Origin of the sequence: Winogradskyella ouciana (assembly GCF_009709615.1) — a bacterium.
GTDB classification, from domain to species: Bacteria; Bacteroidota; Bacteroidia; order Flavobacteriales; family Flavobacteriaceae; genus Winogradskyella; species Winogradskyella ouciana.
In genome coordinates this window covers 347,000-360,530 of record NZ_WJYA01000004.1, presented here as the reverse complement: position 1 = coordinate 360,530, position 13,531 = coordinate 347,000, and the positions used below count along the sequence as shown (strand labels likewise).

At 35.7% G+C, this 13,531-nt stretch carries 8 protein-coding genes; 2 read left to right on the top strand and 6 right to left on the bottom strand.

Translation table 11 applies throughout. The annotated features are described in order from the left end of the window. Positions 1-4: 4 nt before the first annotated feature. The 6 genes from F1003_RS05535 to F1003_RS05510 form a co-directional block, all read right to left on the bottom strand. Positions 5-985, bottom strand: coding sequence for an alpha/beta hydrolase (locus F1003_RS05535; RefSeq protein WP_155088219.1), 981 nt, complete (start codon positions 983-985; stop codon positions 5-7). Positions 986-987: 2 nt separating this feature from the next. Continuing rightward, the gene (locus F1003_RS05530) at positions 988-2,934 is read right to left on the bottom strand and encodes a glycoside hydrolase family 13 protein (protein WP_155088218.1); all 1,947 of its coding nucleotides are present in this window, start codon (positions 2,932-2,934) and stop codon (positions 988-990) included. 43 nt (positions 2,935-2,977) lie between these two features. Next, positions 2,978-5,284: a glycoside hydrolase family 65 protein gene (locus tag F1003_RS05525; RefSeq protein WP_155088217.1), complete on the bottom strand. Its 2,307-nt coding sequence runs from the start codon at positions 5,282-5,284 to the stop codon at positions 2,978-2,980. A gap of 42 nt (positions 5,285-5,326) precedes the next feature. Next, the gene (gene pgmB, locus F1003_RS05520) at positions 5,327-5,983 is read right to left on the bottom strand and encodes a beta-phosphoglucomutase (protein WP_155088216.1); all 657 of its coding nucleotides are present in this window, start codon (positions 5,981-5,983) and stop codon (positions 5,327-5,329) included. After that, entirely contained in the window at positions 5,976-7,514 is a 1,539-nt protein-coding gene (locus F1003_RS05515; protein WP_155088215.1) for an MFS transporter, read from the bottom strand. Before F1003_RS05515 ends, pgmB begins: the two co-directional genes overlap by 8 nt. 130 nt (positions 7,515-7,644) lie before the next feature. Next, the gene (locus F1003_RS05510) at positions 7,645-8,694 is read right to left on the bottom strand and encodes a LacI family DNA-binding transcriptional regulator (protein WP_155088214.1); all 1,050 of its coding nucleotides are present in this window, start codon (positions 8,692-8,694) and stop codon (positions 7,645-7,647) included. A gap of 283 nt (positions 8,695-8,977) precedes the next feature. Between F1003_RS05510 and F1003_RS05505 the strand changes: the two genes are divergently transcribed. Both F1003_RS05505 and F1003_RS05500 read left to right on the top strand, forming a co-directional pair. Then, positions 8,978-11,893 (top strand): SusC/RagA family TonB-linked outer membrane protein, encoded by a 2,916-nt coding sequence (locus F1003_RS05505; RefSeq protein ID WP_155088213.1) that lies wholly within the window; start codon positions 8,978-8,980, stop codon positions 11,891-11,893. Between the two features lie 38 nt (positions 11,894-11,931). Beyond that, the gene (locus tag F1003_RS05500; protein WP_155088619.1) at positions 11,932-13,530 is read left to right on the top strand and encodes a RagB/SusD family nutrient uptake outer membrane protein; all 1,599 of its coding nucleotides are present in this window, start codon (positions 11,932-11,934) and stop codon (positions 13,528-13,530) included. The last annotated feature ends 1 nt before the right edge of the window (position 13,531 follow it).

Sequence of the window (13,531 nt, the reverse complement as noted above, 5' to 3'; positions counted from 1 at the left end):
GCTATTAATCCAAATCATTCCCTAATAAGAATATTAAGGGTTGATCTAGGCGTTTATTCCAAGAATTCTCTGAATGGTCAGTGTCTTTAAAAAATAAGTTCTTAGAATCTTTATCTGTATAACCTTTTGCTTTTAATATCTCATCTACTCTAGGTGCATATTGTGGGTAATGCTGGTCTAGGGTTTTGTTGCCGTAATCAAAATACAACATATGATTTCCTGCTTTTGGTAAATTAGTTTCCATATATTGAAAAATAGCATCAGGATAAGGGTTCTTTTCCATTGGCATAGCACCAACCCAATGGGTTGATAAACATGCTGCTCCACCGAAAACTTCAGGATATTCGGAAATAGCATACATTGACATTAAACCTCCCATACTTGAACCCATAACAAAAGTGTGCTCTCTATCTGTATGAACAGGATAAGCAAAATCTATTTGTGGCTTTAATTCTTCGACTATAAATCTTAAGTAATTGTCACCATTGAGTTTTATATTCTTTTTACCAGCTATGTCTGCAAGGGAATCTTTTACACTTTCGTCTATAAAGTTAATTGCCTTCTCAGGAAACAAATCTTGCCAACGGATGTTAGGAATATTATGGATAGCTACCACTATAAAATCCTGAACCTTTTCTTCTTCCATAAGTTTAGTTGCCCATTCATCAACTTTCCATTCTTGTTTGTTCCAAGATGTGGTACTATCAAATAACATTTGCCCATCGTGCATATAGAGGACGCTATATTTTTTATCTCTGGTGTAATCTTTAGGTAACCAAATATCTACCGGTCGTGGTGTTATATATTTAGAAGGAAAACTATCTGCTCTAATTAAGGAACCTGCATAAAGCTCTACCTTGTCTAACTTTTCAAAAGTGTAGGTTGTACTTGGCATGTTAGATTCAAAATCGGCATTAGTAGTTTTCTTCTCGTTTTTACAAGACATTATCATTAATAGGACTAAAACATAAATGGTGTTTTTCATCTTTATAGTTTTGTCGATAAGATTATGCTTCCTTTTTCATTCAACTTTATACTATCTCCCCAAACCATGGTCTCTCCAGTTATGACATTCTTTAATGTTTTTCCATTTAGACCCATTTCTTCGTGATAGTTTAAATCAATTTCAATAGGTTCTTCATTTTTGTTAATGATGTGCACTACGGTTTCGTTACCATGTGTTCTGTATAAGAAATATGTGCCTTCGAATGGTGCAAAGTGTTTTGTTTCGCCTTCATGAATGGCTTTACTTTCCTTTCTGTAGTTGAGCATCTTTTTAAGGAAGTTCTGCATCTCTTTTTGTTCGGCATTTAGACCTTCGCCTGTAAACGCATTCACAGTATCTCCTTGCCAACCTCCAGGAAAATCTGTTCTAATTAACCCATGATCGCCTGGATTATCAAAATCGTCCATTAAGATTTCTGTACCATAATAAATCTGAGGAATTCTTGGCAACATTAATAAGTAACTCAAGGCCATTTTGGTGTTTACTGCATCACCTTTCAGCTCTGTATAAACACGGCTCTTGTCATGATTATCTAGAAATGCCATGATATCTTTTGGTGAGGTATAGGCAAAATCATTTGCTAAACCTTCGTACATTTTAACAAGACCTTTATCCCAAGATTCTTCTTCATTTAATGCATCAATAATCTGTTTTTGCATCGCAAAATCCATTGATGATTTTAAGTTAGAATCGTAACCATCTTTATTTTCATGACCTTCTTGCCAATATGCTATTAAAAGCGGATTGTAACTCCACTCCTCACCAACAATACTAAAATTAGGATACTCAGTCATAATTGCACCTGCCCAATCACTCATAAATGCTTTATCTGGATATGGATAGGTATCTTGACGGATTCCGCCCAAGCCTAAAGTTTCTACCCACCAAATACTATTTTGAATGATGTAATTTGCCATAAACGGATTCCGTTGATTTAAATCTGGCATATCTGGTACAAACCAACCTTGAGACATGCCATCATTATCTATTTTTGCTGCATAAGGATCTTGATTTGTAGTTCGCCTATGATTAGACATTTTAGTTGTTTCTCTATTCCAGTTATCTATATTTTCTAGATAATAATCCTGATAATTTACCCAATCCTTAAACGGCAAATCCTTCATCCACCAATGTTGTAAACCACAATGATTAGCCACTTGGTCCATGATAAGTTTCATGTCCCTGTTTCTTAGCTCATCAGCTAGATTTTTATATTCATCTAAAGTTCCGAATCTTGGATCTACTTTATAAAAATCTGTCATGGCATAACCATGATAAGAGCCCCTTGGCATATCATTAATGAGTACAGGACATGGCCAAACCGCAGTAAACCCTAAATTGTCTATATAATCTAAATGCTCTGTTATACCTTGGATATCTCCACCATGCCTAGCGTAACCATGGGTTCTATCTATTCCTTGTTCTAATAAACCTTCTACCTCATCATTTTCTGGGTTTGCATTTGCAAAACGGTCTGGTGTGATGAGATAAATGGCATCTGAACTATTAAAACCTATATAATCTTCAGCTGATTTTTCACGCGATTTCAACTCATAAGTTTGAACAAGCTCCTTACCATCATCTTGTTTAAAAACAATATTGAATTTACCTGCTTTTGCAGATTCCGAAATCTCTAAATCTAAAAACAGATAATTAGGACTATCTGCCTGATGAAAATTTTCTAGAGTGACACCAGAATAAGAAATCTCTGGTGTGTAACTTCCGATATTAGGATGTTTAACCAGTAATTGCAATTCAGCGTTTTTAAACCCAGTCCACCAATGTGGTGGTTCTATCCTTTCGAGATCATTTAATTCTTCGGTAAACTCTTTAGATGTTGACTGCTCTACTTCTTTTTGGTTTTGCTCCTTACAAGAAGTCACAAAAATCAATAAGCATACTGAAACTATTTTTATTATGTTTTTCATATTCATTGTTTTTAGTGTTCTTTAACTGGAGCTATAAAATCATCTAAACCGTTACCAACTTATTAGGTGAAATAATTACTTCGTTACCATGTACCATAATTGATAAATCTTCGTCGCCATCTAACTCAAAATGTGTTTTGCCTTGGTTTACGATAACCTTTAGTATTCTATTCCTAAAGTTCACCTTAAACGAATACCCTTCCCATTGTTCAGGGATTTTAGGCTCAAAACTTAACATATCGTTTTTAATACGCATGCCTCCAAAGCCTTCTACAATGCTCATCCAGGTACCTGCCATTGAGGTGATGTGCAAACCTTCGTGCACTTCGTGATTATAGTCATCCAAGTCTAATCGCGATGTTCTCAAATAAAACGTATAGGCCTGGTCCATTCGGTCTAACTTCGCTGCCTGAATACTATGTACACAAGGTGACAATGAGCTTTCGTGTACTGTAAATGGTTCATAGAAATCGAAATGTCGTTTTAATTCTTCAGTAGAAAACTGATCTTCAAAAAAGTAAAACCCTTGAAGCGTATCCGCCTGTTTTATGTATGGTGAACGCAAAATTCTATCCCAAGACCATTTTTGGTTTATTGGTCGTTGCGACTTATCTAAGTCTGCTACAGTTATTAATTCTTTATCCAAGAAACCATCTTGCTGTAAATACACATTGTGTTGTTCAGAGTATGGAAAATACATGTTGTCCGCTACCTCTTGCCATTCCTTAATTTCGGCTTTAGATAGTTTAACCTTATTCATAATTCGGGTGTAATCCGTATCATATTCTGATGCCACACGATTAATGTTTTCAACTGCATAATTGATACACCATTGGGCAATATAATTAGTGTACCAGTTATTGTTTACATTGTTTTCATATTCATTTGGCCCAGTTACACCTAAGATAACATATTTGTTTTTGTCTGTTGAGAAGTTTGCGCGTTGATGCCAAAAACGAGCAATACCAATAAGTACTTCTAATCCCATTTCTTGGATATAACTGTAATCTCCTGTATAACGATGGTAATTGAAAATGGCAAACGCAATGGCACCGTTTCTATGGATTTCCTCAAATGTAATTTCCCACTCGTTATGGCATTCTTCACCATTCATGGTTACCATAGGGTACAATGCTGCACCGTTTGAAAATCCTAATTTTTCGGCATTTTCAATGGCTTTTTCTAAATGTTTATATCTGTAGGTCAATAAGTTTCTGGCCACCTTTTGGTCTTTTGTTGCCATATAAAAAGGAATACAATAGGCTTCGGTATCCCAATAGGTGCTTCCTCCATATTTTTCGCCAGTAAATCCTTTAGGCCCAATATTTAATCTTGCATCAGTACCGAGATAGGTTTGATTTAAGTGAAAGATATTAAATCGGATGCCTTGTTGTGCTTTTACATCTCCATCTATAGTAATGTCTGCCATATCCCAAATTTTTGCCCATGCATTTTTTTGAGCTTCGAGCAATGCTGAAAATCCAGTTTTTGTGGCTTTGTTCAGAACCATTTTAGCAGCTGAAACCAATTCGTATTTATCGTGGTTTCTATCAACAGTATAACCACCGAACTTATGAATGGTGTAGGTTTGGTCTTTCTTTACATTATAACTATAACTAAACGAAGCACTGTTTGAATCTGCACTTATATTTGGCTCAATAATTACAGATTTGCCATCAATAAAAACTTGAGACTCCATAAAGGTACAGGTATAAAAATCGGTCTTCATTGTCTTGGCCTGAATGAAGGCTTGATTGTTCTCGTGACTTACATTTAAGGTATCCCAAAACTTATCATCCCAATTGGTATCTTCGTTTGTAATCCCACTATCGATATACGGTCTGTATGTTATGGTAGCGTCAGAACTCAAAGGTTTAACCGAGTAATTTATTGCACCTAATTCATCTATATCTAAACTTAAAAAACGTTTAACACTTACTTCTACTTTAACCTCATTTTGAAGCGTAGCGATAAAACTGCGAGATAGCCAACCTTCTTTCATGTTGAGCTCTCTTTTAAAATTTTCAATCTTTTTACATATATGAAGATCTAAGGCCTCATCATTAATAAAAACATTAATACCTATCCAGTTTGGTGCATTAAGTACTTTTGCAAAATATTCTGGGTAACCGTTTTTCCACCAACCTACTCTGGTTTTATCTGGATAATAAACACCCGCAATATAACTTCCTTGAAATGTTGGCCCTGAATATTGCTCTTCAAAATTAGCGCGTTGTCCCATGGCACCATTTCCGATACTGAATATACTTTCTGACGCCTTTACGTTATTTGGATCGAATCCCTCTTCTAAGATTGACCAATCATTTGGTATGATATAATCTAAATTCATTTATCTTAATCTTAGTACCATATTCTAATGGCACTGTATGTTTTAATTTTCAATTAGTGAGTTTATAAACTCATTTGAGATTTCTGTGAAATCCTTAAATATATATTTGGCATGTCCAAGAACGTCTTCACTTCCAATACCAATCGACACCATGTTGGCAGCATTGGCAGCCTCGACTCCAGCAACAGAATCTTCAAAAACTATACAATGCTCTGGCTTTACATTTAATAGTTTTGCAGCTATTAAAAAAACCTCAGGATCTGGTTTCGCTTTGCTTACATCATTACCATCTACGATAGCATCAAAATGTTTTTTTAGATTTACACGCTCTAAAATGGTTCTGGCATTTTTGCTTGCTGAGCCTAATGAGATAGGTTGCTCTTTATCTTTTAATAAATTCAATATTTTTGGAACATCTGGAAGTATTTCATCTTCGTCCATTTTGGAAATATGACTTAAATAATCTGTGTTTTTTGCAGACATTAATTCCATGAATTTATCTTCGGAAATGGTTTTATTTCCCCAAGACAAAATCTTTTCTAATGATCTTACCCGACTTACACCTTTTAGTTGCTCATTTTCTACTTCAGTGAAATCTATACCTAAGCTATTAGCTAATTTCTTCCAAGCCAAAAAATGATATTTAGCGGTGTCAACAATCACACCATCGAGATCAAATATGAATCCTTTTTTATTCATTTGCTACTGCTGTTACTTTATCATTTACCATTAAAGATAGAATTCCTGCTAGTATCATAGACCCACCACCTATCAATAGTGCATAAACAGGTTGGTTATCAAAAAATGTGGATACCAAAAATCCTAAAATTGAGGCTGCAACTAATTGTGGAATTACAATAAAAAAGTTGAACACTCCCATATAGTAACCCATTTTACTAGCAGGCAGAGAACCTGAAAGCATCGCATAAGGAACTGATAAAATAGAAGCCCATGCAATTCCAACTCCAATCATTGGTAACCATTCTATTGTGAACGTTGAAGGATTGCTAATGAAGTATATAGACATTAATCCAAAGCCACCAGCAACCAAAGCCAAGAAATGGGTAAATTTTCTACTTGTCTTTTTTGCTAGTAATGGTAGTAAGAATGCTACTGCTGCTGCAATAATATTATAATTAGCGAACATTTCTCCTACTTGATTTGCACCAGTATTGTAAGCCAGTGAAGTTGTATCCTTTGTGTTGTATATGTGCTCAGTTACTGCACTGGTTGTATAAATCCACATTGAAAACAATGAGAACCACGAGAAAAATTGCACCCAAGCCAGTTGTTTCATTACCTTAGGCATGAATTGAAAATCGTTCACAATGGTTACAAAACCGTTATGGTAATTCTTAGCTTTTTGCATTAGACCAGAAATAATCAAAATTATTCCTCCCAATGAAATCAGTCCCAAAGTCAATACATACAAATCTTTCTTTAATTCAAAATGGTATACACCATAGGTAGCTATTATTCCAATTAAAAGAGTAATTACCCCTTTAAAAATATGAGACTTCCCATTTGAAACATACCATGACTCAGATCGTTCCTTGGTCACATAATCTTGACTCTTTGCTTCATGCTCCTCAAATACTTTCATTTCCTCTGGGGAATATTCTTTAGAGCGTAGTACAGTCCATAGCACAGCTATAAAAAATGCCGCACCACCAATATAAAATGAGTATTTAACAGAATCTGGTATAACCCCTTCAGGTGCAGTATTGGCAACTCCAAAATATGTCAATATCTTCGGAAGCTTAGAAGCAACGTAAGCACCAATACCAATAAAAAAGCTTTGCATAGCAAAACCTTTTGTTCTTTGGTGATTTGGCAAATTATCCCCTACAAAAGCTCTAAATGGTTCCATGGAAACATTTATGGAAGCATCCATAATCCAAAGCATACCTGCGGCAAACCAAAGCACAGGAGAATTTGGCATAATGAACAATGCCAAAGATGCTAAAATGGCTCCTATTAAAAAGTATGGTCTTCGACGACCTAATTTTGGATGCCACGTCCTATCACTAAAATAGCCAATGATTGGCTGAACTATTAAACCAGTTAACGGTGCTGCAACCCAAAGGATAGGTATGTCTTCAACTTCTGCTCCAAGCGTTTGAAAAATTCGACTGACATTTGCATTCTGAAGGGCAAAACCCATTTGAATTCCCAAGAAACCGAAACTCATGTTCCAAATTTCCCAGAAACCTAGTGTGCGCTTTTTCATGAAATAGTATGTTTAAATTAATACTATTCTGACAAGCTGTGCTTATCAAAACTTATGTGTAGAAGTGAAAATATAAGTTTTGATTTCGTGGTAAAGATATAAAAGTTTTTAAAATGGCAATGTTAAATTTCTATTTGGTGGATTCGCGTTCTATCAATTCCGTAGCGATGACAACCGTTTGAAACTCTTCTTCCTTCTCATCATCAAACTCGTTTTCTAACTTATCGATTAACAGATTTGCTGCAGTCTCTCCCATCTGTTGTGCATGCTGACTTACCGTAGTTAAGCTTGGTGTGGCATGTTTTGACAAAACACCATCGGTAAAACCAATAACCTGAATATCATTTGGTATATCCAAGCCTAATTTCCTAGCGACTTTCATTGCCGATAAAGCATACAATTCATTAACTGCAAATACACCATCAATCTTTTTATTTGATTTAAAAAGTTGTTCGATTTCTAACTCTAACGCGTCCAAATGAACTTCGTAATCTAATGTGTCGTCAATTTTGAGGATAAGCTCCGCCTTTGGAGTCATCTTGTGTTCATGCAAAGCCTCTAAATAGCCCTGAGTACGTAACTTACCAACACTTACATAATCTTTGGTTGTAATTAGAGCAATAGATTTACATCCATTGGTTATCAGTTTTTCTACTGCATTTTTCGAGCCCTTATAATCATCTACAATAACTTTATCGCATTTAATGTCTGCTATTACACGGTCAAACATAACAATAGGCATACCCTGGCTCATCGTTTCATTAAAATGATGATAATCTTGTTGCTGCAATGTTTCTTTTGAAATTGACAAAATAAAGCCATCAATACTACCATTGGCGAGCATTTCCATATTTATGACCTCTTTAGAGAACGATTCATTTGAAAGACCAACAATAACATTATAACCTCTATTGTTGGCTACAGTCTCTACTCCACTAATGACCTTAGAGAAAAAATGATGGACAATTTCTGGGATAATAATTCCAATAGTATTGGTTTTTCTGTTTTTAAGACTTAAGGCAATATTGTTGGGTCTGTAGTTGTACAATTTCGCAAAAGCTTGGACTTTTTGCTTCGTATCTTCACTAATTTCCACACTATTACGCAGTGCCTTTGATACGGTTGAAATGGAGACATCTAGTTCTTTAGCAATTTGCTTAAGGGTTATTTTTCGTTTCATGTATTATAAACTAACTAAGGGATCTTTAAAACGAATATACACCAAAAATAGTTTTACAGCTTTTCGGGACTTGGTAATTTTAACAGCTCTCAATTGAAAATATCTCATTTTTTTACTATTTTACTCTCACTATCAATAATTTCAGAAAAGTTTTTAACACGAAAACGTTTGCGTTAGGTCTCGTTTGCCTTTTAACACTTAAATCACATTAATTTTACATAGATTTAACCCAAGAAGTGAAAATATAAATCAATTAACTAAGCAATTAACTTAAAAACATTGTATGAAAACATTCTTAAATGCTTTAATAATCTGTTTAATTATGATACCAGCTACTCTGATGGCACAATCAACTGTCAGTGGTACAGTAACAGACAAAGCAAACGCTATGCCTTTACCAGGTGTAAATATTCTGGTAAAAGGGACTTCGAGAGGAACATCGACCGATTTCGATGGAAAATACACAATTGAAGTCAACCAAGGAGAAACTATTGTGATTTCTTATGTTGGTTACAAGTCGCAAGAAATAGTCTTTAACGGACAAGCTACCGTTGATGTAGTTTTGGAAGAAGACGCAGCTCAATTAGATGAAGTAGTACTTATCGGTTATGGTTCTACAACGAAACAAGACGCCACAGGTGCTGTAGAAAAAGTAGGCGATGAAGAATTTAACCGTGGAGCCATTGTAGCGCCACAGCAACTTATTGCTGGTAAAGCTGCAGGTGTTAGAATTACATCTGGTGGAGGTGCTGCTGGTGAAGGTGGTGAAATTAGAATTCGTGGTGGAGCTTCATTAGGCTCTAATTTTGGTGCAACCAATGACCCATTAATTGTAATTGACGGGCTTCCAATTGATCAACGTGGTGGTGCGCAAGGAAGTAGAAATGCTTTAAACGCTATTAACCCAGCTGACATTGAAGATTTTGTGGTACTTAAAGATGCCTCTGCTACTGCCATTTATGGTTCTAGAGCATCTAACGGTGTTATACTAATTACTACGAAAAAAGGAAGTGCAAATCAGCCTTTTAAAGTTGAGTATGGTTTACAGGCATCAACGAGAAGTGTTACTAACACTGTAGATGTTTTAAACGCTGAGCAATATATGCAAGTAGTTACGGATAACGGAGGTGATACCTCATCGTTTGGTGGTGCCAACACAAATTGGCAAGATGAAATTTTTACAACTGGTATTGGAGCAATTCATAATATTACAGTTTCTAAAGGATACGAAAGATTTAACTTTAGAGTAAATTTAAACCATGTATCTCAAGAAGGGCCACTCGATGATTTATACGAAAGAAACGGCATCAACACGTCGTTTGTTCACCGTTTTCTGGATAATGATCTAAAATTGACTTTAGTTGCTAAAGGAATTCAAGATGAATACACTTATGCAAATGAAGGTGCAATAGGTGCTGCAATATCTTTTGACCCTACGCAACCTGTATTTGATGAAAACGGTAACTACACACAATATGGTACTAGTGCAAATCTAGCACCTGCCAACCCTGTGTTTTTATTAGATAACAACAATTACAACAATAGACAAACTATAAAGCGAGTTATTTCAAACTTTAATGTTGATTATAAGTTTTGGTTCTTAAGAGACTTAAGGTTAAATGTCAATGCTGGTATAGATTACGCTGAAAATGATGGTTACGTTTTCTCAGCTGCTAATCCAAATAACTCAGGTGGAGTACCAACAAATGAAGTATCTACTGGTCTTAACAGAAATACATCATTAGATTTCTATTTAAATTACAAGAAAGATGTTGAGTCTATTGATACAAAATTAGATATTACAGCGGGTCACGCTTTCCAAGAATTTTATATCAAAAGTTTTGTAGATAGAGTATCCGCTACAACACTTACTGATACTGATATTAATAGAAATGCACTTGAGTCTTATTTTGCAAGAGCAAGTTTTGATATTGCAGACAAGTACTTAATATCTGCAAGTTATAGACGTGATGGTTCTTCGAGATTTAGTGAAGATAATCGTTGGGGTTCTTTCCCAGGTGTCTCTGTGGGTTGGAAGATGACGAACGAAAGTTTTATGGACAACTCTTTCTTCTCTAACTTAAAACTTAGAGCTGGTTGGGGTGTTACTGGTCAGCAAGAAATTGGGCAGAATTATGGTTATTTAGGCATTTATACACCATCTCGTAACAACGCTGCCAATATTCAATTTGGTACGTTACCAAATGGTGATCCTATTTTCTTCCAAACGTTAAGACCAGAAGGTTTTGATGAAGAACTTAAATGGGAGGAAACCACACAATATAATGTAGCTTTAGACTTCGGTCTTTTTAACAATAGACTTACAGGTACTATTGATGCTTATTATAGAGAAACTGAAGATTTATTATCTCGTGTTCCTGTACCAGCTGGTGCCAATCTTACTGATTTACTGATTACTAACGTCGGTGAAGCCACAAGTAGAGGTATAGAATTAAGCCTTAATGGTATTATCTCGCAAACCGAAAACTTTGGATGGGACACTAATTTTAACTTAACATTTCAGGATGTAGAAATTACTAAGTTAAGTTTAAGTGATGATCCTAACTTTACGTTACCAACTGGAGGTATTTCTGGTGGTGTAGGTAACAATATTCAAATTTTAAGACCTGGTTATGATCCAACTACGTTTTTTGTATTCAGGCAAGTTTATGATGACAATGGAAACCCAATCGCTGGTTCTTACGTAGATGTTAATGGGGATAACCAAATTACTGAAGCAGACAGACAAGCTTATAAAAAGGCTACACCAGATGCTTTTATTGGTTTCACTAATAACTTTAGATATAAGAACTTGGACTTGAATTTTACATTCAGAGGAAGTTTTGGAAACTATGTGTATAACAATGTAGCCTCAGATAGAGGTAATACTAATGCCATTGTAAACCAACCTGGTTACCAAGCAAATGGACACGCTAGTTTATTAAATACTGGATTTACTAATCAAGAGCTGTTTTCAGATTTATATATTCAGCGTGCTGATTTTGTAAGATTGGATAACATCTCTCTTGGTTACACAATTCCTTTCTCAAAAATGACATTAAGAACTTCCTTAACGGCTACAAACGTTTTTGTAATCACTGAATATGATGGCTTAGATCCTGAAATTAGTAATGGTATAGAAAATAATTTCTATCCAAGAACTAGAGATATTGTATTAGGCTTAAACTTTACATTTTAAAAAAAATGAAAAATAAATATATAAACAACAAAGCTATGATGTTAAGAACAATTAAAAGTATCTTCTTGGTCTTTGCTATTGCACTTTTTGTGCAATCTTGTGCAGACCGATTAGATTTACAACCAGAAGACGAACGTCTTACTGGCGATGCTGCGTTTGAAGACCCTAATGCTTACAAAGAATTTTTAGCTAAAATTTATGCTGGAATCTCTTTGAGCGGTCAGGAAGGTCCTGCAGGCGCACCAGATTTAGCCGGTTTAGACGAAGGGTTTTCCAATTATCTAAGATTGTATTGGAAAATGCAAGAACTCACAACTGATGAAGCGCTTATTGCGTGGAATGACGGTACAATTCAAGATTTACACGGTCAAGTTTGGACCTCTGGTAACGAATTTATCAGAACCATGTACAGTAGACTAATGTACCAAGTTGCATTATGTAATGAATTTTTACGACAAACTACGGATAGTAAATTAGATGGTAGAGGTGTCTCTTCAGAATTGAGAGCTGACATTCAGACCTTTAGATCAGAAGTTCGTTTTATGCGTGCGCTCACCTATTGGCATGCCATGGATTTATTTGCAAATCCGCCATTTGTAACTGAGGACGATCCTATTGGAGCATTTCTTCCACCACAAATACAAAGAGCTGATTTATTTGATTTCATTGAGTCTGAATTATTAGCAATCACAGATAATATGGCTGCTCCTAGAAGCAATGAATATGGTAGAGCTGATAGAGCTGCTGCTTGGATGTTATTGGCTAAGATTTATTTAAATGCTGAAGTATATACTGGTACACCAAGATATGCAGACGTAATTACTTATACTAATAATATTATTGGTGCAGGATACTCCATTCCAGACATCCCTTATTTCCATTCTTTCTTAGCAGACAACGATTCTAATGGTGCACAAGACGAAGTTATCTTTACAATTCCTTTTGATGGTCAGAGAACACAGGCCTTTGGAGGTATGACATTTTTAACACATGCCCCAGTTGGTGGATCTATGGATCCTTCGGATTTTGGAATCAATGGTGGTTGGTTTGGCATTAGAACTACACCAACATTTGTTGAGCAATTCCCTGGTGAAGAAAATTCAGCAGACGGACGTGAGTTACTTTATACAGATGGGCAGTCCAAAGACATTATGTCTGTGGCTACATTTACTGATGGTTTTGCCGTTGCTAAATACCGAAATGTAGATGTGAACGGAAACCCAGGATCGGATACTACAGGAGACCATACGGATATTGACTTCCCAATGTTTAGATTGGCAGATGCATATTTAATGTATGCAGAAGCTTTCTTAAGAGGCGGCGGCGGTAGTGCCAGTACCGCTGTTGGATATATTAATGAACTGAGAGAACGTGCATATGGCGACACAAGTGGAAACATATCTGAAGCTGATTTAACCTTGGATTTCATTATAGACGAGCGCTCTAGAGAATTATACTGGGAAGCTCACAGAAGAACTGATTTAATAAGATTTGATCAATTCTCAGATAATGGCGTTTGGCAATGGAAAGGTGGAGTACAATCTGGTACTACAACAGAATCCTTTAGAGATTTAATGCCATTACCTGCAACAGACTTAGGTATAAATACCAACTTAGAACAAAACCCAGGATACTAAT